The sequence below is a fragment of the Ahniella affigens genome (genome assembly GCF_003015185.1).
Classification (GTDB): Bacteria; Pseudomonadota; Gammaproteobacteria; order Xanthomonadales; family Ahniellaceae; genus Ahniella; species Ahniella affigens.
In genome coordinates, this window is the sequence record NZ_CP027860.1 from 4,031,705 (window position 1) to 4,053,434 (window position 21,730).

At 62.2% G+C, this 21,730-nt stretch carries 18 protein-coding genes; 10 read left to right on the top strand and 8 right to left on the bottom strand.

All coding sequences use genetic code 11. The features are described from left to right. Positions 1-91 precede the first annotated feature (91 nt). Positions 92-886, top strand: coding sequence for an inositol monophosphatase family protein (locus tag C7S18_RS15510; protein ID WP_106892423.1), 795 nt, complete (start codon positions 92-94; stop codon positions 884-886). Between the two features lie 2 nt (positions 887-888). Beyond that, positions 889-1,302, top strand: coding sequence for an RNA-binding S4 domain-containing protein (locus tag C7S18_RS15515; protein ID WP_106892424.1), 414 nt, complete (start codon positions 889-891; stop codon positions 1,300-1,302). A 35-nt stretch (positions 1,303-1,337) separates the two neighbouring features. Here the strand turns inward: C7S18_RS15515 and C7S18_RS15520 are convergent, their stop codons facing one another. From C7S18_RS15520 to C7S18_RS15530, 3 genes are all read right to left on the bottom strand, one after another. Beyond that, complete coding sequence (locus C7S18_RS15520; RefSeq protein ID WP_106892425.1) at positions 1,338-2,057, bottom strand: DUF3379 family protein; 720 nt, start codon at positions 2,055-2,057, stop codon at positions 1,338-1,340. After that, entirely contained in the window at positions 2,044-2,565 is a 522-nt protein-coding gene (locus tag C7S18_RS15525; protein ID WP_106892426.1) for a sigma-70 family RNA polymerase sigma factor, read from the bottom strand. The genes C7S18_RS15520 and C7S18_RS15525 overlap by 14 nt, the downstream gene beginning before the upstream one ends. 83 nt (positions 2,566-2,648) lie before the next feature. Next, positions 2,649-3,035 carry an MAPEG family protein gene (locus C7S18_RS15530; RefSeq protein WP_106892427.1) on the bottom strand — a complete coding sequence of 129 codons (387 nt, stop codon included), beginning with the start codon at positions 3,033-3,035 and terminating at the stop codon, positions 2,649-2,651. Between the two features lie 128 nt (positions 3,036-3,163). On the opposite strand from C7S18_RS15530, the gene C7S18_RS15535 reads away from it, so the two are divergent. From C7S18_RS15535 to C7S18_RS15560, 6 genes are all read left to right on the top strand, one after another. Further along, a complete protein-coding gene (locus C7S18_RS15535) occupies positions 3,164-3,769 on the top strand; it encodes a HutD/Ves family protein (protein ID WP_106892428.1) in 606 nt (201 codons plus the stop codon). A 275-nt stretch (positions 3,770-4,044) separates the two neighbouring features. Further along, complete coding sequence (locus tag C7S18_RS15540) at positions 4,045-5,073, top strand: adenosine deaminase (protein WP_106892429.1); 1,029 nt, start codon at positions 4,045-4,047, stop codon at positions 5,071-5,073. Positions 5,074-5,075: 2 nt separating this feature from the next. Beyond that, the gene (uraH, locus tag C7S18_RS15545) at positions 5,076-5,429 is read left to right on the top strand and encodes a hydroxyisourate hydrolase (RefSeq protein ID WP_106892430.1); all 354 of its coding nucleotides are present in this window, start codon (positions 5,076-5,078) and stop codon (positions 5,427-5,429) included. Beyond that, the gene (locus C7S18_RS15550; RefSeq protein WP_170113295.1) at positions 5,429-6,643 is read left to right on the top strand and encodes a urate hydroxylase PuuD; all 1,215 of its coding nucleotides are present in this window, start codon (positions 5,429-5,431) and stop codon (positions 6,641-6,643) included. The genes uraH and C7S18_RS15550 overlap by 1 nt, the downstream gene beginning before the upstream one ends. Before the next feature lie 22 nt (positions 6,644-6,665). Further along, complete coding sequence (locus C7S18_RS15555) at positions 6,666-8,834, top strand: primosomal protein N' (protein ID WP_106892432.1); 2,169 nt, start codon at positions 6,666-6,668, stop codon at positions 8,832-8,834. Between the two features lie 156 nt (positions 8,835-8,990). Then, positions 8,991-10,994, top strand: a complete 2,004-nt coding sequence (locus C7S18_RS15560; RefSeq protein ID WP_106892433.1) for a sensor histidine kinase — start codon at positions 8,991-8,993, stop codon at positions 10,992-10,994. 179 nt (positions 10,995-11,173) lie between these two features. Here the strand turns inward: C7S18_RS15560 and prmC are convergent, their stop codons facing one another. Both prmC and C7S18_RS15570 read right to left on the bottom strand, forming a co-directional pair. Then, positions 11,174-12,010, bottom strand: coding sequence for a peptide chain release factor N(5)-glutamine methyltransferase (gene prmC, locus C7S18_RS15565; RefSeq protein WP_425481107.1), 837 nt, complete (start codon positions 12,008-12,010; stop codon positions 11,174-11,176). Positions 12,011-12,015: 5 nt separating this feature from the next. Then, on the bottom strand, positions 12,016-16,338 hold the full coding sequence (locus tag C7S18_RS15570) for a hypothetical protein (protein WP_106892435.1): 4,323 nt from the start codon (positions 16,336-16,338) through the stop codon (positions 12,016-12,018). Positions 16,339-16,567: 229 nt separating this feature from the next. Between C7S18_RS15570 and C7S18_RS15575 the strand changes: the two genes are divergently transcribed. Both C7S18_RS15575 and C7S18_RS15580 read left to right on the top strand, forming a co-directional pair. Continuing rightward, entirely contained in the window at positions 16,568-17,245 is a 678-nt protein-coding gene (locus C7S18_RS15575; RefSeq protein WP_106892436.1) for a pseudouridine synthase, read from the top strand. Beyond that, positions 17,242-17,991, top strand: coding sequence for a class I SAM-dependent methyltransferase (locus tag C7S18_RS15580; protein ID WP_106892437.1), 750 nt, complete (start codon positions 17,242-17,244; stop codon positions 17,989-17,991). The genes C7S18_RS15575 and C7S18_RS15580 overlap by 4 nt, the downstream gene beginning before the upstream one ends. 28 nt (positions 17,992-18,019) lie before the next feature. Here C7S18_RS15580 and C7S18_RS15585 read toward each other — a convergent pair whose 3' ends face one another. From C7S18_RS15585 to C7S18_RS15595, 3 genes are all read right to left on the bottom strand, one after another. Continuing rightward, positions 18,020-18,334: an antibiotic biosynthesis monooxygenase family protein gene (locus C7S18_RS15585; protein WP_106892438.1), complete on the bottom strand. Its 315-nt coding sequence runs from the start codon at positions 18,332-18,334 to the stop codon at positions 18,020-18,022. 75 nt (positions 18,335-18,409) lie between these two features. Then, a complete protein-coding gene (locus C7S18_RS15590) occupies positions 18,410-19,534 on the bottom strand; it encodes a tryptophan 7-halogenase (RefSeq protein ID WP_106892439.1) in 1,125 nt (374 codons plus the stop codon). 143 nt (positions 19,535-19,677) lie between these two features. Beyond that, the gene (locus C7S18_RS15595) at positions 19,678-21,729 is read right to left on the bottom strand and encodes a LodA/GoxA family CTQ-dependent oxidase (protein WP_106892440.1); all 2,052 of its coding nucleotides are present in this window, start codon (positions 21,727-21,729) and stop codon (positions 19,678-19,680) included. Between the last annotated feature and the right edge of the window lies 1 nt (position 21,730).

The following is a 21,730-nucleotide window of genomic DNA, read 5'->3' on the forward strand; positions in this document are numbered from 1 at the left end:
GATTTTGGGGTCGCCATTCTGGCTGGATGCGGCCGGCACTGCTATCCTTTCCGGTCTTCTCGGCTTAGTCCGGTTCTTTTTCGAGTCCCCTATGCAAAACGGAGCGATCAACATCGCGATCAAGGCCGCGCGCGGCGCCGGCCAGGTGATCATGCGCAGCCTGCCTAAACGGGACAGCCTGCCGATCATCGAAAAAGCGCAGAACGACTTCGCCACCGAAGTCGATCGCGCCGCCGAGATGACCATCTTGCGCGAGTTGAAGCGCGCGTTTCCGACCCACGCCTTTCTGGCCGAGGAAAGTGGCGCTGCAGGCAAGTCGCGTTATGTGTGGGTGATCGACCCGCTCGATGGCACCAGCAATTTCATTCGCGGGTTTCCGCACTTCTCGGTGTCGATTGCCCTGACCTACGACAACGAGCCGCTGCTCGGCGTGATCTATGACCCGCTGCGCGACGAACTGTTCGCCGCCGAAAAGGGTCGTGGCGCCGTCCATAACGATCGCAAGCTCCGGATCGGGACGCGCAAAGCGCTTGACGGCTGCTTGCTGACCACCGGGTTTCCGTTTCGCGAAAAGCGTCACCTGGACGCCCATATGGCGATGACCAAGTCACTGATGGGTCAGGCTGAGGACATCCGTCGTACGGGTTCGGCCGCGCTCGACCTGGCGTATGTCGCCTGCGGCCGCTTTGACGGCTACTACGAACTCGGCCTGCGGCCCTGGGACATGGCCGCCGGCGTGCTGCTGGTCCGCGAAGCCGGTGGCAAGTGCTGGGATTTCCGCGGCGGCCAGAATTTCATGGAAACCGGCAATATCATTGCGGGCAATCTGAAGGTCGGCGAAGACATGCTGAAGTTGATCGAGCCGCACCTCACCATCACTATGTGAGCATGCGCGAGACGCATCCAAACACCCAACCTGATGGCTGCCGCCTGGACCTTTGGCTCTGGGCGGCACGGTTTTTCAAGACCCGGAGTCTTGCCAAGGCGGCGATCACTGGCGGCAAGATCCGCGTCAATAGGGAGCCCGTCAAGCCGGCAAAGTCAGTGCGCGTGAATGATACGTTGGAGATCCAGCGCTCTGGCGAAGTCTGGATGGTGCAGGTCACGAGTCTCAGTGATCAGCGTGGCAGTGCCGAACAGGCTGCACGGCTGTATCACGAAACACCCGACAGCACCGCCACGCGTCTGGCTGCGCGCGAGCAACGGCGACTCGAGGCGCTGGGCATGCAGCCACCCGACGGCAAGCCCGATAAACGCGCCCGCCGCCTGATTCGGGCACTGGGCGACATCGAAGCGTTCTAAGCAGCAGCGACAGACCGGCCTGGGGTAACCAGACCTCAGTACATCCCGGCCAACGAACTCGACCCTTCAATCGCAGCCCGGAAGCTGGCTTCGATGCGATCAAACGCATCGCCATGTTCGGCCATCAGCACAAGCGTCCCGTGTCCGATGTTGCGGTGCCGGCCAACGATTTGCCGCTCGGCAAAATCGGCACTGCCTTGCTGATTGTTGGGCACATAGATCGCCGTGATCGGCTGCCCGCCATCGCGAATCACCATGTGGATGGTCTTTTGTCCGTACACGGGGCAGCGCGTCAAATACGTAATCGATTGCAGCGGGGCCTTCAAATAGACCCCCGATTCAGCAAACAACTGGCTCACCGTGGCTGCGGGGATCAGCTCCGTACGATTCAGCGCGAACGGTTCATGGCTCAGATGCGCCATCGACGCGGAGGCGAGCGACGCGCTCGTCCCGAAGGTAAGGTAACCCACGCCGACCATGCCCGCCGTCATCATCAGTCCGGCAGCGAGGCGAATCCACGTTTGTCGGGCTGATTGGCGATGCACCCGGGAATCGGTCGTTTGTCGCAGCAAGATTCGGTCCGCCAAACCCATTGGCACCGGCACGGCCAGCACCGACTGGAGGCGCTGCTCGAACAACTGAGCGCGATGCCAGGCGTCAGCACAAGTGGAACAGTGGCCCCGGTGCTCGCGCGCGGCAGCACTCATGACCTGTGGGCTGGCCGCCAATTCGCGGCGAAACTCAAGGCAGTTCATAAACCTTGCCCTCCAAACCTGGTCCCGCCAGTGCTGATTTCAGCTTCTGACGGGCTCGAAAACACTGAGTCATGACGGCCTGCGCGCTGATTCGTAGTTCATGCGCGATTTCCTCGCAGCTGAGCCCGCCCAGAACCTGCAACAGCAGGGGCTCGCGATACTTGGGTTCCAGACCAGCAATCGCCCGCCGGATGATCGCGTCCTCGCCCAATTGATCGGGGCTCGGACCGTCCTCATCGATCAGGTCCAAGTCCTCAATGGGCTCCAGACCGGTCGGGCCCTTACGCTCATAAAGGCGGGCGTGCTCGCGCCTCAGGATCGTCGTCAACCAGGCTTTGGCAGCCTGGGTGTCGCGCAGATCATCCAGCGAGCGCCAGGCCCGCATGAAGGTTTCTTGCACGAGATCCTCAGCCAGAGCCTCCTGGCCGCACAGCCAGTAGGCAAAGCGATACAGGTCGCCGCTGGTCGCGCGCACGAGGGCATCAAATTGGGCTTGTTTACTGGCCATATGCGAGCAAGACCGGCCTGGGTGAAAATCCTTTCACGCCAAGAACCGATCTGCTGACAAAAACTGTTTCGGCGCGGCTTCGTTCAGAAAAACGACTTGAACGCCCCCATCAGGCACAGAACGAGCAGGCCGCCCGCTGCAAGCGAGCTGATCAAGAAGCCCATGGATCGCTTGCCGGCTTCCTGGATGTAGCCGATCAAGTACCACGTCCGACCGATCAGCCAGGCATAGCCAAAGTAGGCCGCCCAGGTCGAATAGCCGTAGGAATGAGCCACCCACAGCAACGGCAGGAAGATCAGCACCTGCTCGACCGTGTTGGCCTGAGCGCGAAACGCGCGCTCAAACGTGGGGTGGCCACTCGTAGCCGGTGCGAGCACCTTGTACTTGCCACGACACATGCCGACGACCACCATCGCCGCCAACATGAGCAGACAGGTCAGGATCGTAATCACGGGAATATGGGCGTGCATGAGACACCTTTGACAATTGGGGAATGGGTCGCCGATCAATACAACGGCCACCGCGCTTCTGCAATTGGCAGGGACGCCAACAACGCGGTCCTGCGCGTTGATAGGCAATCCCAATCGCTTCAGCGACAATGCCTTATTCTCTGAACGTCCCCGATATGCGCCTGATCCCTTACGCCACACTGTCCCCCAGCCCCTGGAAGAACGGCCTCGGCCTGACGCGCGAAATCGCCGTACAGCCTGATCCACGCTTTGCGGTTGGTTTTTCCTGGCGCTTGTCGCGGGCGACGGTGCAGGATACATCGGCGTTTTCGCGCTTTGCCGGCGTGCGCCGCTGGCTCGGTTTGGCGCAAGGCCTCGCGTTCGAACTGCGCATCGCTGACCGCCCGCCGCATACGCTGGAGCGCGCCGGCGACGTGATCGCCTTTCCGGGTGATGTGGCGTGTGAGGGCGTGCCGCTGATGGGCCCGATCGAAGACCTGAACCTGATGGTCGCCGATCCGACGCTCGACGCCGAAATGACGGTGCGACCGATGGTCGGTTCCATGGTGTTGACGCGCGGTGACAACGTCATGCTCGGTCTGCATTTGCTCGACGGGCATTTCGCCGTTCAGGGTCAGGGCGGCGCGCCGCTCGGGGCCGGCGACACGGTGTTGATGGATGCCGAGTCACCAAGCCTGATGCGCGGTGTTGGGGCGGGCCATGCGCTGTTCTTTCGAGTTTTTGCGACCGGCTGATCGAGCGTTCGCGAAGCGGGAGCGCCTTCAGTAGCGTATCGGACTTGCCGCAAGACTGGTTCGGGCCTGAAGGCCCTCCCACAGAAACTAACGGACCTTGCCGCACTAGCGGGCGGGAGCAATGGTTTTTGTGGGAGCGGCTTCAGCCGCGAACCAATCTTGCCGCGAGATTGGTTCAGGCCCGACGGCGCGCTGACAAACGGCCCAGACGTCAATGAACGGCCTGCGGTGTACACTCAGACCGATATCAAACGACCCGAAAAACACGTCACGTCATGACTCAAATCACTGCTCTCGAATCCTTTGTCCGTGGCCTCCCCAAGGCCGAACTGCACATCCACATCGAAGGCTCCCTGGAGCCCGAGCTGATTTTTCAGCTGGCCAAACGCAACGGCATCACGCTCAGCTACCCAAGTGTTGAAGCGCTGCGCGCCGCCTACGCGTTCACCGATCTGCAGAGCTTTCTGGATATCTACTACGCCGGCGCGAGCGTATTGATCACCGAGCAGGATTTCTACGACATGGCGATGGCCTATTTCCGTCGCGCTGCCGCGGACCAGGTGATCCATGCCGAACTGTTTTTCGATCCGCAAACGCATACCGAGCGCGGCATTGCGATCGGCACCGTGATCAACGGGCTGGTGCGCGCACAAGCCGCAGCCAAGGCGGAATTGGGCGTCACTTCGGCGCTGATTCTGTGCTTCCTGCGCCATCTCAGCGAAGATGACGCATTCAAGACTTTGGCCGAGGCCGAGCCATTCTTGCAACACATCGTTGGTGTCGGTCTCGACTCCTCCGAAGTCGGCCATCCACCTGAAAAGTTCGCCCGTGTGTTTGCCAAAGCCCGCGCACTCGGACTTCGCGCCGTGGCACATGCCGGCGAAGAGGGCCCACCTGCGTATGTCTGGGGCGCACTGGATGTCTTGCACGTGCAGCGCATCGATCATGGCGTGCAGTCCATTCGCGACGAGCAACTGATGCAGCGCCTGATCGACACGCGCATGCCGCTGACCGTTTGCCCCTTGTCCAACGTCAAGCTCTGTGTCTACAAGCACCTTGCCGATCACAATCTCGGCCAAATGCTGGCACGCGGCGTGTGCGTCACGATCAATTCCGATGACCCCGCGTACTTCGGGGGTTACATGAATCAGAATTTCGTCGAGACCGTCATGGCATTGAACCTGACGGCCGCCGACGCGCGCCAACTTGCGGCAAACAGTTTCGAAGCCAGCTTTGTCGATGCCGACGCGCGCGCCGCCATGATGCAACGGCTGGCCGACTACTGCGCCGCACACGGAGTCTGAACATGGCCGGCTTGACCACGCACATTCTCGATACGGCGCACGGCCGCCCGGCTGCGGGCGTGCGCATTCGGTTGTTTCAGCTGCAAGCAGACACGCGCCAATTGCTGACCGAGCGCACCAGCAATCAGGATGGTCGCTGCGACCAGCCTTTGCTCGACGCGAATGCCATTGCGGTGGGCCAGTACGAACTGGAGTTTGCGATCGGCGATTACTTTGCTGGCCTGGGCGTGACATTGCCCGAGCCACGGTTTCTGGATGTCGTGCCGATCCGCTTTGGCATTGCGCAGCCGACGCAGCACTATCATGTTCCGTTGCTCGTCTCGCCGTTCTCGTTCAGCACGTACCGGGGCAGCTGATGGGGTACTGGACTGAGGCGCTCGCGTTCGCGCTGCGTTGGCTGCATGTGGTGGCCGCAATCGCCTGGATCGGCGAATCGTTCTACTTTGTCGCACTGGATCGCGGCCTCGCCAAGCCCAAGAGCAAGGCGCCAGGTCTATTCGGCGAATCCTGGTCGGTGCATGGCGGCGGCTTCTACTTGAAGCAGAAGTTCATGCCGGCGCCGGCCGAATTGCCAGACGATCTGCATTGGTCCAAGTGGAAGTCGTACACCACCTGGATGAGCGGCTTCGCGCTGCTGTGCCTCGTTTATCTGACGGCACCGAACCTGTATCTCGTTGACCCGAAGGTACTGGCGCTCAGCAATTCCGAGGCGGTGCTCGCTGCGCTGTTGCTGCTGCTGGGCAGTTGGCTGATCTATGACCTGGCGTGCAAGGTGTTCGCCCACAACGAACAAGCGTTGAGCGTTGCGGTGCTCCTATTCGTGCTCGGGCTCTGTCTCGCCAGCACGCACGTGTTCTCCGGGCGTGCGGCCTTCCTGCTGACGGGCGCCGCGCTGGCCACGTGCATGTCCGCGAATGTGTTCTTCGTGATCATTCCCGGCCAGAAGCGGCTGGTGCAGGCCCTGGCTCAAGGCGGCGCCATCAATCCGGAGGACGGCCTGCGCGGCAAGCAACGCTCGGTGCACAACACCTACTTTACGTTGCCGGTGGTGTTTACGATGCTATCCAGCCACTGGGGTCCGGCGTATGCTGATGCGCACCGGGGTTGGTTGCTGTTCGTGATTGTGCTCGGCGCGGCCATGATCCGCGAGTTCTTTGTACGGTGGCACAGTGGCCAGCGCACCTGGCCACTGCTCGCAAGCGGGTTTGCCCTGATGCTTGCGGTAGTGTGGTATCTGGCACCGCGACCGGTGGTGCCAGCACCTGCGGCACCCAATACCGCGTCCTCTGAACCCGGCACGGCGGCGATCGCGGCGACAAACAGCCCGCCGACTTTGGCGGAATTGGAGCCCGTATTTCAGAAGCATTGCCGGAATTGCCACAGCAGCGCACCGACGATCATGCCGGTCGCGCCGAAAGGCATGGTCCTGGACACGCCCGAGCAATGGCAGGCGCAGCGGGCCTTGATTCGGCAACAAGTAGTCGTCGCGCGCATCATGCCGCTCGGCAATCTGACGCAGATCAGCGAGGCCGAACGCGAACTGATCCAACGCTGGGCCGACGCGCCTTGATTGATGGATAAGGGCCTGGCACATGGATCTCGTCCGCGTCGCACTCGACTTGCCGTTACATGAACTGTTCGACTATCTGCCGCCGCGCGGTCGCAGTGCGGCGACGCTGCGCCCAGGCATGCGCGTGCGCGTGCCGTTTCGGGGCATCGAAAAGCTAGGCGTCGTCGTCGAGATCACGCGCGCCGAAACGCGCTCGGGCCGACGCGAATGGCGACCCATCACGGACGTGCTCGATGCCCAGTCGATCTACGGCGACGCGCTGTTTGCGACGCTGCTGCAAGCTGCGAACTACTACCAGCATCCCTTGGGCGAAGTGCTGGCTACCGCCCTGCCGCCCATGGCCGGCGACGGGCCGGATCGCCAGGCCGCCATGGAGCAGGTCTATCGGCGCGTTGCCGATACCATCGCGCTGAAGAAGCTGAAACCGGAGAGTCAGGCGTATCAGGTCTACGACTTGCTGGCTGAGGGCCCGCAGTCCTGGCGTGAATTGAGCACGCGCACGGATGCCGATGCGCGCAGTCGAAAACGCCTGCTGGACCTCGGTCTGATTGAGGTCATCGATTTGAGCCACGCACCCAGGCAGGCGTTGGTACAGGGCCCGGAGCCCAACCCGGCGCAGCAGGCCGCGCTCGACGCCATCCTCGCCGCACGCGATCACTATGCGTGCCTCGTGCTCGAAGGCGTGACTGGCAGTGGCAAGACCGAGGTCTACCTGCGCGCAATCGATGCGGTGTTGCGGGCCGGGCGACAGGCCCTGTTGCTGGTACCGGAGATCGGACTCACCCCACAATTGAGCGAGCGCTTTCGCGAGCGGCTCGGGTTCCCGGTGCTCCGCGTTCATTCCGGGTTGTCGGATCGCGAGCGCGCGCAGGTGTTTGAGCGTTGCCGACAAGCCGAGTCATTGGTTCTGGTCGGCACACGCTCCGCAGTCTTCGCGCCCTTTGCAGATTTAGGCCTAATCGTGGTCGACGAAGAACACGACGCCTCGTACAAGCAGCAGGAAGGCTTTCGCTACCATGCCCGCGATGTGGCCCTGATGCGGGCGCACCGACTCGGTATTCCGACCGTGCTTGGTTCCGCTACCCCGTCGTTCGAGACGCTGCACAATCTCGACCAGGGCCGCTACGACCGCCTCAGCCTGCCGAAGCGCGCGCAGCACGCGAAACCGCCGAGCGTGCGGCTGATCGATCTCAATGTGCAAAGGCCCCAGCATGGCCTCGCCCGGGAGGCCATCGATGCCATTCGCGCGGCGCTCGATCGGGGCGAGCAGGCGATGGTGTTTCGCAACCGGCGCGGCTATGCACCCGGCCTGCAATGCGAGCTGTGCGGCCATATGCCAAATTGCGAACGCTGCGAGCGGCCACTCACTTGGCACAAAACCGATGCGCGCCTGATATGTCATTACTGCCAGCGGGTGCAGAAGGCCCCGCCCGCATGCCCCAACGATCACAGCCCGTTGCAGCCGTTCGGGCATGGCACCGAGCGCATCGAGGAGGGCTTGCAGGAACTGTTTCCCGACATCGCGATTCAACGCTTTGACCGCGACAGCATTCGCGGCAGTCATGACTTTGAAGTCGCCATGCGGCGCGCACGCCACGGCGAGCGGATGATTCTGGTCGGGACGCAGATGCTGGCCAAGGGCCATGACTTGCCGCTGCTGACTGTCGTCATCGTGACCGATGCCGATCAAGGCCTGCTCTCGACCGACATCCGTGCCGGCGAGCGCGCTGCGCAGCTTCTGATTCAAGTCTCCGGTCGTGCCGGCCGCGCGCAACGGCCGGGGCTGGTGTTGGTCCAGACGCGCTATCCCGGCCATGCCTTTTTCAAGAGCCTGCTCAGTGGCGGTTATCGGGCCTTTGCAGCGGCCGAACTAGCGCTTCGACGCAGTCTGGATCTGCCGCCGTTCAGCGCGCAGGCATTGCTGCGCGCCGACAGCCCGGACGAGCAGCGGGCGATCGACTTTTTGGACGCAGCGAAGCAGCAGCTCGCAGAGCCTGGCAAGACACGCGGGCCGATGCCCGCGCCACACGCCAAACGGGCCAATCGCTATCGCGCTCAGCTCTGGCTCGACAGCCCGGATCGTCGCCTGCGGGCCGACACGATTCGCCGTTGGCAGACCAGTCTGCCCGAACTGGCCAGCCAGCATCGGGTACGCTGGTCGCTGGAAATCGATCCAATCAGCGACGACTGAGCGGCCGTGTCCTGGTTCCGGGCAACGCACGAGCCATTCGCCGCACACTGGACTTGCCCGCTCCGGGCGCGCAAGATCGGCAACAGACTGCGATCGGGATGCTGCCAGCTCGCCCGCTGCAGCCAGGACGATCAAGGCCAGCATTGAGAGTTGAACATGGGACCGGACGCGAACGAGCAGCGCCAGCACTTCAGCAGCCAGGACCCGCGCGTCCAGCGTGCGCTGCAGGTGGGCGGTGAGGAACTCTGGGAGATCAATGTCACCCGCGGCATCTTCACCCGGCTGCTGAACTCCCTGCCCGTCGCCGGCGCCAAAGACGGTGATGCGATCAGTCTGGACGAATTGCAAGGCACCGCGCATCCGGACGACGCCCACAAGATTCGGGAAGGCATCGCGCATGCAGTCAGCCATCTGGGCCAGACCATCGAGGTGCTGTATCGCTCCCGCAATACCGAAGGCCGGTGGCTCTGGATTCTGGTGCGCGGGCAAGCGTTCCACGCCGACAATGGCGAATTGTTGATCGCCGGCGCATCGCGCGATGTGACGCGCATCCAGGAAGATAGTGCACGACTGAGTCTCGCCCTCCGAAGCGCGGGCGAAGAACTCTGGGAAGTGGACTTGGTCGCTGACCGACTCAGCCGCGATAACGTGCTGACCGATCTTGATCTCGCGACGATCGTCGAAACCGGTGGCCGCGAAGCCCTCCGAAACTTTCTGCACCCCGACGACCGGACGGTGTTGATCCAAGCGTTTCAGCGCGCCGTCGCGGCGCCGCAGGGCACCTTTCTTGCCACGTATCGGGCGCGCGCCAAAGACGGCAGCTATCGTTGGCTCAGTTCGCACGGCCTGGCGTTTGACCCCACGGCCGAAGGCATTCCTACCCGGATCATCGGTACGACCCGCGATGTCACGGCGCATCACGAGCAGGAAACCCGCATGCGGCTCGCGCTCTGGGGCAGTGAGGCCGAACTATGGGACATCGATCTGGAACACCGCCAGGTGGAACGAGAGTTCCAGCTCACGCAGTTCGATCTGGAAAATGCCGGCGGTCGTCTCGATTTCGCCAATTTGCTGGCACAGGTGCACTTCGATGACCAGGAGGCGCTGGTGCAGCAGATTCGGGCCGGTTTGACGGCCCAGTCGGACGCGTTCGAGGCCGTGTTCCGACTGAAAAATCGCGATGGACAGTGGCGCTGGGTGGTCGGCCGCGCCCGCGTGGTGGAGCGTAACGAGGCAGGTCGCGCGCAGCGGATGATGGGGACGCTGCTCGATATCACCGAGATCAAACGTGCCGAGCAACAGCTTCGCGATCTGAACGAAGTGCTGGAGGAGCGCGTCCGCTTGCGAACGCAGGAACTGTCGGTGAGCAATCAGGCACTGACGCAGTCGCTGCATGATCTCCGCACCGCGCAGAAGCGTATGGTGGAAACCGAAAAGATGGCCGCACTTGGCAGCCTGGTCGCAGGCATCGCGCACGAAATCAACACGCCAATTGGGGTGTCGGTGACAGCAGCGTCACATCTGAAGGCAGTGATGGACGGCTTGCTGAAACGCGTGTCAGCCAGCACCAACACGCAGGCTGTACGCGAATTTCAGCAGGCCGGCGAAGCCGCCGAACTCGTGCTGCGAAACTTGGCGCGTGCCGATCAGCTGATCAAGAGTTTCAAGCAGGTGGCCATTGACCAAACCGATGACCAACTGCGCGCCATCGATCTGGAGGAATACATCGGGGAAATTCTGATGGCGCTGCGCCCGGCGTTGAAACGTCGCGATCTGGAGCTCAGTGTGAATTGCCCATCGGGACTGGTTTTCAAAACGTATCCGGCGGCGATTTATCAGGTGTTGTCGAATCTCATCATGAACTCGCTGACGCACGGGTTTCCGGATGGCCGCGGCGGTCGGATCGACATTGCCGCGACCCTGGAACAAGGCGTGTGCCACATTCACTATCAAGACAACGGTGTGGGCATCAACACCGAAACCAAGCGCCGCATCTTCGAGCCGTTTTTCACGACGCGGCGCAACAGCGGTGGCTCCGGACTCGGCATGCACATCTGCTACAACCTGATCACCCAGCGACTACGCGGCGAGATCGAAGTGGACTCCGCGCCCAATCAAGGCATCCGGTTTGCGATCCATTTTCCGGTTGGGGTGGCGTGATGTCGGCGGTGATGCCGCACCCACGCGCGTAGCAATCCTCAGCCACACGAGCCAATTTCGCCGCGATCCCGTAGGGGCAGACCCCTGTGTCTGCCCCAGCTACACGAGCCTATTGCGCCGCATTCGTCTGGTGCGTGGGTTTCGCGAATCAAGAGCAGCCACAGGGGCTGACCCCGCGACTAAATTCGCCATTGGCCGACCGTTACGCGGTCGCGGCCTTCGATATCCTGAAGCGTTGACACATCGCTGTAGCCGGCATCGACGAACAGCGCGCGAATTGCATCGGCCTGGTCATAACCGTGCTCAAACAGCAGCCAGCCACCAGCATTCAGCCATTCCGGCGCCGCTTTGATCACGTGCCGGTACGATGCCAAGCCATCGCCGCCGGGCGTCAACGCCTGCAGGGGCTCAAAGCGCAAGTCGCCCTGTTGCAGGTGCGCATCGTGCTCGGCGATATAGGGCGGATTGCTGAGGATCAGATCGAAACGAAGACCGGGTTCGATGCCCTGAAACCAGTCGCTCAAGTGAAAGCAGACCTGCGCCAATCCAAGCGCCTTCGCATTCTGTCGCGCAACATCCAGTGCCGCTGCCGACACATCGCCCGCGTGAACCGATGCCTCGGGCCGATTGGCCGCGATGGCCAGCGCGATGGCACCACTGCCCGTGCCCAGGTCGAGCACGTTGAGGGACTGCGTGTCGGGCAGGCGCGAGAGCGCCGCGTCGACAAGCAACTCGGTCTCGGGCCGCGGAATCAACACCGCGGGACTGACCGCCAACCTGAGACCATAGAACTCGCGCCAGCCCAACAAGTACGCGATTGGTTCGCCCTGCAGTCGACGCTGCCACAGGGCGGAGAATTGCGCGTGCTCGGCATCTGTCAGCGGTCGGTCGCCGTGACTGATCAATCCAGCCCGGGACATACCCGTAACCGCCTGCAGCAGCAGCTCCGCCTCGCGTCTGGCCTCCGGGCCAGACGCGTCTTGCCGCGCGCCGCGCAATACCGCGGCTACTTGCAACGCCGTCACGAAGACTTCGGTGTGTCGCCCGAGTCGGGTTCCGATTCGAGCGGCAGTTCGCCCTGGCTCGTCTCGGGCAACGCCGGCGGCGCTTGCTCGGCATCACCCATCGCGGATGCATCCGGATCAGACGCTGGCAGGTCTGCTGGCTCACCGTTGGTTTCGGTCGCCGCGTTGGCGATTCCATCCGGCGCGGTCGAGCCAGCGTCGGCTCCGGCCGGAGCCTGAGTTGCCGCCGCGATTGCTGCGGGCGCCTTCGGTGCGAACATCGGCTGCCACGCACCTTCGTGCAGGAACGCCGCCATCGCTGCCTTGCCCCAGCGAACCAGGGACCACGACATCCACAATGCCCAGGCCAGCATCAAGGTTCGGTACAACCAGATCGGCAGTGTCCAGGCGTAACCTTGCGGCAACAAGGTGTCGCTCAAGTCAGCAAACCACTTCAGATCGTTGGCGCCGTACCCACGGCTGATCACATGCAAGTCCGGCTGACCAATCAGACCCGTATTCAACGCCGCAAACAACGCAATCACCGCAAATAAAGTCAGCATCAACAGACCCAGCTGGATCAAATCGAACTTCCAGAACCAGCCCGCCGGTTGGAGGCGTTTGCGCCAGTCAATCGCATACAACCATGCGGCAAACACAAACAGCGCAAACCACGACACGGTCGAAAAGCCCACGCCGAGCAAGATCCACTCGTGCAATTTGATCGACGTCCGTGCGAGCCGCGACAACGCATAGGCGAGCAGCAACATCACCAGCAATTCGCCCCAATAAAGCACAGCAGGCCCGAGCGCCGGACCGCGCGCGGCGATCAGCCAGCGGTCTTCCGGAATACTCATGCCGAGACTGAGGTTGGAAGCCGGCGCGCGCAGATCGACGACCGGAGTCTGCATGCTCAATCCAGCGCCTTGATCCAAGTGTCGCCAGGTCACCGCAATCGTGCCATTGCCCGGGGTGATCGGCACCCGTAGCACACCCTTGTCAGGGCGCAGATTCAACAACGACCCATTGATCGTGACCGATAGGACCTCCGCCCCCTCGGGCAGCACGATGCCATGCTGACCACCCTGCGTCGCGCGCCACTGCAAGTTGAGATCGTGCTCAACCGAGCGCTTCGCGAAGCGCGATTGCACACTCACGTTGTCAAAGGCGATCGTCCCGCCCGGCACTGCTTCCGGTCGCGTCACTTGCACGTTCAGGCGCTCACCCGGCAGCGGGTAGTACTCGAACAGGCTCTCCGGATCGCCCGGGTACACCCCCGGCATGCCACCGACCAGCACATTCCACGTTGGGCTGGCGCTGATGACCCAAACCTCCGCACGCTCGTTCAACGACGGTGCATCGAGTTCGAGGCTCGGCACGGCATCGAGCCGCGATTCAAAGCTCACCGTGAACTGCCCATCGGCAAACGGCAACGTGATGATCCCGTCCTTGATCTGCACATTGGCATCGAGCACTCGTTCGCCAGCCAGCAACGGCAGCGTCACCGAAAACGCGCCCTCCTGAGGTGCGATGCGATCGACCGACGTGTAGACCGTCCAATCCAGATCGAAGTCGAGACGGCGCGTGACGCGCACGAACGGATCAAACCGCTGCGCCACCCCAGCTTCCGCAACCGGCGCATCGCCAACGACCGTGCGGGTCAGATTCAAACTACCGGTGGTGAGTTGGCCTTCATTAATGCCACTGACCTCCCAGCCGCCAAGTTCAGCATCGATCCATGCCGGAGCCATCGGGAACCCAATTTCGACGCTCGCCACATTGGCGATTCGCGCGTCCACTTGTACGCGGTGCACCCCGCGATTCAGCACCGTCCAGTACCGGCCTTCGTCATCACGCACCAGGCGCTCGGTGACGACGCCATCAATGCTGACCGAGTCAATGCTGAGCTGCGATTCGTTACCGGGCAGCGGCACGGCGACACGACTGGCCGCTTCCAAGGTCAGCGCCAGACTCACCCGTTCGGCATCGCCGCGCACATCCACTGTCGCAAGGCGCGCGCACCCAGTGTCCGCACATTCCGGTGCGGCCAACAAACGCGCTTCAAGCTGGTTGAGCACGTCCTGGCTCGGCACTGGCGGCTCATCCGCGTGGGCCACCGATCCCGCCATCAATAGAACCAGACCAAATCCGAGTTTGCGCGACGGCGGCGTTTGCTTGAAGTGCTTCAAGAGCATCGCGAGCAGCACCCACACCAGCGCGGCAACCATCACGAATCGGAAACCCGCAGTGAGCCAGGGGGGCGAGATGATCAGCCGCATGTTCTGGCTCGGATCGACCGGACCCTGGATCTGGAGGTTGTAGCCATGAAAGGTCCAACTCGGCTCAGCGTAGCCGTTCTGGACGACCACCGCGTTTGCCTCATAGCGCTTCATCTTCTTGGCCGGCCGACTGAGCGATTGCACCTTGTTCAGTTCAGAGTAGATGCTTGAGTCAGCATCCTGCACCACGTTCTGCTCCTCAGCTGCTTCGGGCTCTGGCGCGGCTGACGCCGGCATCGGTGCGGGCGGTGGGGGTGGCGGTGCTTCCGCATACCCTTGCTCTGCCATGCCGCCCAACATATTCATCCGACCATCAAAATCGTTGACGCCGTAACTGCTGCTTAGCAGTTGCGGATAGAGGCCATAGCGAATCTGCTCAATCGCAAAGGGCACGCTGATGAACAACAACACCACGACGGCAATGCGCGCGACCCAGCGCGAGGCCACCGCAAACCAGCCCGCATTACTGAGCCCGCGCGCCACGGCCAATGCCACCAGCGCAACGATCAGAGCCGTGCGCGGCGCATCATACTCGTGCCAAGCAAACGCGACATAGACCAGCGGCACCAGGGCAGCGATCCGACCGAACAGCACCGAGAACAGGACGACCGTCAGTACAGCAAAGAACACGTCGAGCAAGTCCCACTTGTCGAGCCACGCATCGGGTGCACGGTCCATCCCGAGCGCTGCCCAGAGTTTGTATCCCGGGGGCAACTGCAAGTACGTGTCAACCGAGTCGAACGCCTGCGTCCAGCCGGTGACCGGCAGACTGCGGGCCCCGGACTCCTCGCGCGCGGTGGTATCGAGCGACAGGCTGCGATGCCGCACTTCCACCCCCAGCGCCTTGTCGCCGACCGAACGCGTGATGAGCGAGGGTTCGCCATTCTCAACCGCACGCCCGATCTGAATCGGCTCACGGACGTTCAAGCGCCAATCCTTTTTCAGTTCGCCGCGAATTTGATCCTTGATCGTCCACCCGCCGCCATCAAAATCGAGCCACAGCGAGCGCGCCAGACTGAGACGATTCGCATCGCCGGTCGCTAAGCCGCGGGAGTTCTCGGTAATGGCGAGCGCCGTATCGCCTTCGAGCATGTATGCCGGAAACTGCCGCCATTCCGACGGCACTTCCGCGATGTTTGGATCGATCTGCGGCGGGCCGCCCGCTTCCGTCACGCGGAGCGCGCCATTGGCCTGATACGACCACACTTCCTGCGGCGGCCAGGGCGTCGAGCGAACGGTCTGCTTGATCTCGGCCAACGGGGTGATGGAACGCGCACCGAGCGTGACCGTAAACGTGCCCGGCCGGACTTGCACATGCATGCTGCCATCGGCCTCCAGGCGCGCCGACAGATCGCCACGAATCCAGATGGGCTCAAAGCTTTCGGGCAACGGGGACGGCAGAATTTCCTCGCGACCCTTGCCGCTGATTTCGAATTGCAGACGCGTTTCGAGCGTGGCGGGAATCCCGTCCGTGACCAGGCGGAACACTTGCACGCTCAGCGCATCGGCCTCCACCGACGTGCCTTCGGCCCGACCGAGCCAGAGCACACCATCCGCGCGATTCAACGGAAACACTGCACGACCATCGACCGTCAGCGCCACGCGCGCCACCGATTCCGGTACCGCGATCGATTCCGGGCGCTCGGCAAAACGCAGCCGACCGGTGATCGCGTAACTGCCCGCGTCCAGCCACAGCCCAGGTTGGTCGTCTTCGAACACCACCGGTGCGGAATTGCCATCGACGTTGACATCGACCGGAGCCAGTTTCGAATTGCCGGGCAACGGCACAAAACTGCGATCGTAAAGCTCCCAAGTCTGACTGAAGCTCGCGCTGTCGGTGCCCACATCGATCGTCAATCGGGAGGGCCAGCCGCACCAGAAGTCGTCGGCGTCAGTGTATTCGGCATCAAATTTGGCCGGGCATTGCCGATACGTCTTGTCGTAACGCACCCAGGCCTGCCAATCGCGCAGCACGGCGGGCAATTCGGCCTCAGTCGGCGGGGCCGCGGCCAAAGGCCAGGACAAGATGCACAACAAGCACGTCAACCAGTATCGCAGCATGTGGGTCTCCCAACAGTCTTGAGTGCGGCGCGCCCATCAGGTCGCACCGGCTAGCGTTTTTACTACAGCCTGCCCTGCAACGAGGATGGCACGAAATGGGGTTCCGACGAAATCAGTGGCGCAGTCGAAATTCAGTTTCCGAACTCCGATTCAAAGTGGCTGATGGCCGGCTGAATCGACCACGCTTTGGCCGCCTTCGGACCGACATGGATCCACTACACTAGCGTGCATGCTGGTGGCTCTGAACAAACCCTATGGCGTGCTCTGCCAGTTCTCGGGCAATGACGGCCGGCCGACGTTGGCTGACGTCATCCAGAAGGCGCGCACCAACGCGTGGATTGACGCTGGCACCACAACCACCCGACGCGACGATGACTTCGCGAATATCTACCCAGCCGGTCGACTGGATCTGGATAGCGAAGGCCTGCTGTTGCTGTCCGACGATGGCCCCTTGATCCATCAAATCAGTGACCCCCGCGAAAAGTGGCCCAAGACCTATTGGGTGCAAGTCGAGCATCTCGCCACCGACGCCGAACTCGATGCACTGAGGCACGGTGTTGTGCTCAATGATGGCCCAACCTTGCCCGCCTCAGTGCGGTGCCTTGCGGATGCCGACGCCGAGTGGCTTTGGCCGCGCGATCCGCCGATCCGGGTGCGCGCGGCGATTCCCACTTGTTGGCTCGAAATCGTTCTCCGCGAAGGCCGCAATCGCCAGGTGCGCCGCATGACGGCAGCGGTCGGCTTGCCGACTTTGCGCCTGATTCGCACTGCGATTGGCCCGTATCGGCTCGATGGCCTCCTGCCGGGACATCTTCGTATTCTCGATGGCCAGCCGGCACCGGCGCGGATGCACGTACCCAGGCAGAAACCACTCCGACCACGTTTTCCCAAGCGACCTAAGCGATGAGCCAAACGCCGTTCAAAGACCACTTCTCTGGCCATGCCGACACGTATCGCCAGGCCCGCCCAATCTACCCGTCGGCGTTTCTGATGGCCCTGTGTCAATCGGCGCCCGGTCGGGACTGCTGCTGGGATGTCGGTTGCGGCAACGGCCAGGCCAGTGTCTTGCTCGCCGGCTGGTTCAGAACCGTCATTGCGACGGATCCGTCCAGCACCCAGATTGCCAACGCCGAAGCGATGCCAAACATCGACTATCGTGTTGAACCCGCCGAACAATCCAGCCTCGCCGATCGCAGCGTCGACTTCATCAGCGTGGCGCAGGCCTATCACTGGTTCGATCATGACCGCTTTGCCCGCGAAGTCCGCCGGGTTGCCAAGCCGGGGGGCGTCATTGCGGCTTACGGCTACCGGCACACGCAGATTGCACCCGACATCGACGCCTGGGTCGCCGAGCTCTACGAGCCCGTGCTCGGCGCGGACTGGCCACCGGAACGTCGGCATGTGGATGCCGCGTTGCTCGATTTGCCGTTTCCGTTTCGACCAATCTCGGTGCCCGCACATTCATTGACGCTGTCGTGGACGGTCGATCAGTTTCTCGGCTACCTGGAATCGTGGTCAGCCATGCAGCGCTATCGGAAACGAACTGGCACCGACCCGCTTGCGACGCGCGCGCCAGCACTCCGAGCCATGTGGGGCAATGGCCCCCGCGACGTGCAATGGGACTTGTTTGCGCGGGTCGGCGTGGTGGATTGACGGCCTACCCGGCGTACGACGGACGCCGTCAACGCGGGTGCTGATACGCGCGCAGAATTTCGACGACTTCCACGTGATACCCCGAATACCAGCGGGTTCGTCCGAGTTCCTGTGCTTGCAGATGCGTTGCATCCTGTTGCCAGGTTCGAATCGCCTCGAGTGACGGCCAATACGACAGCGCAATCTCCTGATCACCTTCTGTCAACGCATGAAAGGCCAGACAGCCGAAGTCTCGCAACGCGCGTTCGCGAAGCGCGGCCGCCGTGCGGCTGTATTCGTCGTCGAACGCTGCAACGGTTGCACGGAACACCACCACATAGCGGGCGTCGGACACATCAGACATGTTGCAGGACTCCAGTCAGAACTTGGGCCGTCGCCCAACGCTTTCGACCCTTCACGACCGAGAGCCGTGAGGTGGTTACGCCGCTTGCCGTCGTTGCCAGAATGGCGACTCCGGCCAACGCTGCTCCAGTGCATAGAAATAGCGCCGCTGCTGCCAGTATTGAGCATAGCGCGTGCGCACCATCAGACCATACTGCAACAAGGCACTTGCGTCGCCCTGAAGCGCTGTGTTGATGGCGTCCGCTGCGGCCACACCCTGCACAAATGCCTTGTGGAGCCCTTGCGCTGAAATCGGATCGAAACTTGACGCTGCGTCGCCCACCGCCAACCAGTCCGCCCCGACACACGGCTCCAGCACACTGCTGGCGGCCAGCAACCGAATGGGTCGCTCGTGACGCCAACGCGCCGCGCGCGTCAGTTCGGCAATATGGCGCGTGGCCGCCGCTTTGGTCAGCCAGCCGCTGACTTGATCCATTCGCCGCGACCGGATGACATCCGCGTCACTACTAAAAGCCACGATCGCCCGACCGCTAGGCAGGCGCGCCGCATACCACCAGCCGTCGGCTTCCGCTTCGAGCAAGGTCAGCGAATCCAGCGCGACCGCATCCGCATCGACGTCCAAGAATGCGGCTGCGACCAGCATCTGATCATCGCACTGTCGGCGCGCGCCAAGACGGCTCGCCAGCAGGGCTTGAACGCCACCAGCGTCGACCACAAAATCGGCCTTGACCAAGATGGCTTGACCATCGCGTTCGAGACTCAGGATCCGACCCGAACCACGGTTCGGCGCCACGTCGCGAAAGCGTGTATTCGAACTGAGCAGCATCCCGCGTGCCCGAACCGAATCTGCTAACCACCGTTCGAACTCACTGCGGTCCAGATGCCAACCCGGGCCATGCGGATCAACGATGAAGTCGTTGTAGCCGAGCGTCTCGGTGCCCCATGCTGAGCGACTGCCGAGGCATGTTGCATGGGCCTCGGACGGGAACGATTCGAGCAACCCGAGTGTCGCCAGCACGCGCCGGAAATCTGGCGGCACACTCTCGCCCACTCGCTCGCGTTGATATTGGCCTGCCTCGATCACCAATACATCGGACACGCCCAGCTGGTGCAAGCGCAGCGCCGTGGCGCAGCCCGCCGGGCCACCACCAATGATGACTACCCGCACGTGCAGAGGCAGTGGGCGATCGGTGGGCGTCATGCGGCACTCATGATTGGTCAGGGCGCTTGTTTATGCCCCCGCTCCCACGCGAATGGGAGCGGGTCGTCGAGAGGGCGACTTGCGACACAATAGCCCGACCTTCAGCCAGCCAAGAATCGATAGACCATAACCCCCTCATCCGGTCAGTTCGGCGATGGCGTCAGACCGTTGATCGGCCAAGGCTGCACCTCAGAATTGCTATCGTCAAACTGGCTTTGCACTTCCAGATACCAGTCATCCTGAAACGACCCGCTGACCGTATCGATCTGCGTCGCTTGCAGAATCGTACCGACCTCCGGCCAGTGCCGCATGAAGTCGATGTATTGCTGAAAGCGACCTTGGTTGGACGGATCACCAGACGCCGTTCCAAAACCGCGGATCGACAGCCGCTGCGTGTTGAGATCGCCGTGGCGCGCGTCGTCGGCGGTGTACACCGCGAACGGCCGCTGTGCGGGCCAAGACCAATACAGCGTGGTCTGCGCGGGCTGCGTGTTGTCCGCTGGGTTCGGGGCAGTCTGGTGCGTTCCGCAGGAGTTGTAGTCGGTATGCCACGGCACGGACATGAACTTCGAGGCATCGCCTGGCTCCAGGCCGTCCGACTCCCGGTGCAATGGCACCCAACCCTCGCCAAGGAATGGTTGTTTGTCGCTCGCCTTCGCGTAGTCCAATGCCGCTTTGTGAATCCGAAACGGACCGCTTCCGCGCGCCCGCCAGTCCACTTCATACAAGCCTGGCTGGCGAATGATGAACGTCATGTCGATACCAGGACTGAAGCGGCCACCCAGACAGTTGATCAAGGTGTCGCGGTCCAATTGATCACCAGCCCCCATCGGCCGCGCGTCGCCATGAAAACAACCGCGCTCCCATTGTTCGAGCAGGAAGTACTGCGTGTGCCTGGGTGACAGGAACGCCCGGCCGTTGTCGCCCAGGGACAAAGGCATGAACGGCGCGCCTTGGTAGTTGCTCTGCGGCAGATTCGGATCGCGCACAAATGCGAGCCCCGACATGATCGTTTCTTTCGGGTTGTCGGTCGCTTGGATTTGCCCCACCGCCTCATGCGCGCGAATCGCGAATTTCGGCAAATTGGTGTTCCAGCGCTGCGTCGCCGCAGCAACGAAGAACGGCAGCACCTGATCCGGGAACCACGCCCGGTAGTCGCGGTTGTACACACCGTTTTCGTAGAGATCGGGCTCCAGATTCAACTTGCGCACCCACGTGTCGTAGATGTCGTCCCACAGCGACACGGCGTTTTGCGTTTGCGGCGCAAACGACGGATCGGTGACATTCAGCCAGGCACCGTGCACGGCCACGCAGCTCCCATCATCAAACACGAGAGTCGCGTCTACCGGGCCATCCGAACAATCATCAAACCAGCCATCGTTATCGACCGCATCCTCAAGCGGCGCGGGTTCGAGGCCGCCACCTGGCGTCGGGGTTTGAATGGCCGACGCGCGCCCATACCCACCCGGCACGATCAACCGGCCGGCGTCGTCCGTCAGCATCTCGCCCAGTGTATCGATCTCACCCCATGGGTTGTAGAGCGAGAAGCTGTCGCGCGGGAACGACTTTGGATAGTGCTTGATCTCAACGATCTGGTTCTGGATCGGGTCGTAGTAGCTCGCTTTGTCGCTGACATTGAACTGGCGAACGGACTTTTCGCTCGCCTTCAAGGCGCGCGGACCGGGATCGATGACCAGCTTCCGAAGGCGCAACACGTCATTGCCATCAATGCCTTGATCGAGGTTGCGAAGCGGTGGCAAGTTGCCTTGCTCATAGCCCTGAATCAGCAAATCGCGATCACCTACATCGGGATTCTCCAGCACAAATTGATTGGCTTTTTTGTTGGCAAGATGCACCTGCCAAATGATGTCGACCACCGTGCGACCTGCGACTTTCGAACCAATTGTGATTTCGAAAGATTCGGGCGCGGGATACGTTCCCGCCTGTGACGGCGCATAGGCATAAATCCGAAACCGCTGCGCATGGCGAACCAACCGACCGTCGGCGTCGCGCAGCTCCGAGCTCTTGATCGGCTCATTGGTCTTGGCATTGATTGGGATACCACCGTTGTAGCGCTTGCCCGCAATTGGCATCCCAGCGGCGGTTTCTGGCGCCAGATAATAGTCCGGACTATTGCCGACGCGCGAGAAGCCGATCGCCGGATGCACTCGGAATGAGTAGGCTTGATGAGACATG

What these genes read in the sequence shown, in the direction of transcription:
- C7S18_RS15580 (WP_106892437.1), top strand. Translation starts at nt 17,242, where the DNA reads ATGAGCCAAACGCCGTTCAAAGACCACTTCTCTGGCCATGCCGACACG.
- C7S18_RS15525 (WP_106892426.1), bottom strand. Translation starts at nt 2,565, where the DNA reads ATGGCCAGTAAACAAGCCCAATTTGATGCCCTCGTGCGCGCGACCAGC.
- C7S18_RS15515 (WP_106892424.1), top strand. Translation starts at nt 889, where the DNA reads ATGCGCGAGACGCATCCAAACACCCAACCTGATGGCTGCCGCCTGGAC.
- C7S18_RS15575 (WP_106892436.1), top strand. Translation starts at nt 16,568, where the DNA reads ATGCTGGTGGCTCTGAACAAACCCTATGGCGTGCTCTGCCAGTTCTCG.
- C7S18_RS15520 (WP_106892425.1), bottom strand. Translation starts at nt 2,057, where the DNA reads ATGAACTGCCTTGAGTTTCGCCGCGAATTGGCGGCCAGCCCACAGGTC.
- C7S18_RS15540 (WP_106892429.1), top strand. Translation starts at nt 4,045, where the DNA reads ATGACTCAAATCACTGCTCTCGAATCCTTTGTCCGTGGCCTCCCCAAG.
- C7S18_RS15560 (WP_106892433.1), top strand. Translation starts at nt 8,991, where the DNA reads ATGGGACCGGACGCGAACGAGCAGCGCCAGCACTTCAGCAGCCAGGAC.
- uraH (WP_106892430.1), top strand. Translation starts at nt 5,076, where the DNA reads ATGGCCGGCTTGACCACGCACATTCTCGATACGGCGCACGGCCGCCCG.
- C7S18_RS15595 (WP_106892440.1), bottom strand. Translation starts at nt 21,729, where the DNA reads ATGTCTCATCAAGCCTACTCATTCCGAGTGCATCCGGCGATCGGCTTC.
- C7S18_RS15510 (WP_106892423.1), top strand. Translation starts at nt 92, where the DNA reads ATGCAAAACGGAGCGATCAACATCGCGATCAAGGCCGCGCGCGGCGCC.
- C7S18_RS15585 (WP_106892438.1), bottom strand. Translation starts at nt 18,334, where the DNA reads ATGTCTGATGTGTCCGACGCCCGCTATGTGGTGGTGTTCCGTGCAACC.
- C7S18_RS15550 (WP_170113295.1), top strand. Translation starts at nt 5,429, where the DNA reads ATGGGGTACTGGACTGAGGCGCTCGCGTTCGCGCTGCGTTGGCTGCAT.
- C7S18_RS15590 (WP_106892439.1), bottom strand. Translation starts at nt 19,534, where the DNA reads ATGACGCCCACCGATCGCCCACTGCCTCTGCACGTGCGGGTAGTCATC.
- C7S18_RS15570 (WP_106892435.1), bottom strand. Translation starts at nt 16,338, where the DNA reads ATGCTGCGATACTGGTTGACGTGCTTGTTGTGCATCTTGTCCTGGCCT.
- C7S18_RS15535 (WP_106892428.1), top strand. Translation starts at nt 3,164, where the DNA reads ATGCCTTATTCTCTGAACGTCCCCGATATGCGCCTGATCCCTTACGCC.
- C7S18_RS15555 (WP_106892432.1), top strand. Translation starts at nt 6,666, where the DNA reads ATGGATCTCGTCCGCGTCGCACTCGACTTGCCGTTACATGAACTGTTC.
- C7S18_RS15530 (WP_106892427.1), bottom strand. Translation starts at nt 3,035, where the DNA reads ATGCACGCCCATATTCCCGTGATTACGATCCTGACCTGTCTGCTCATG.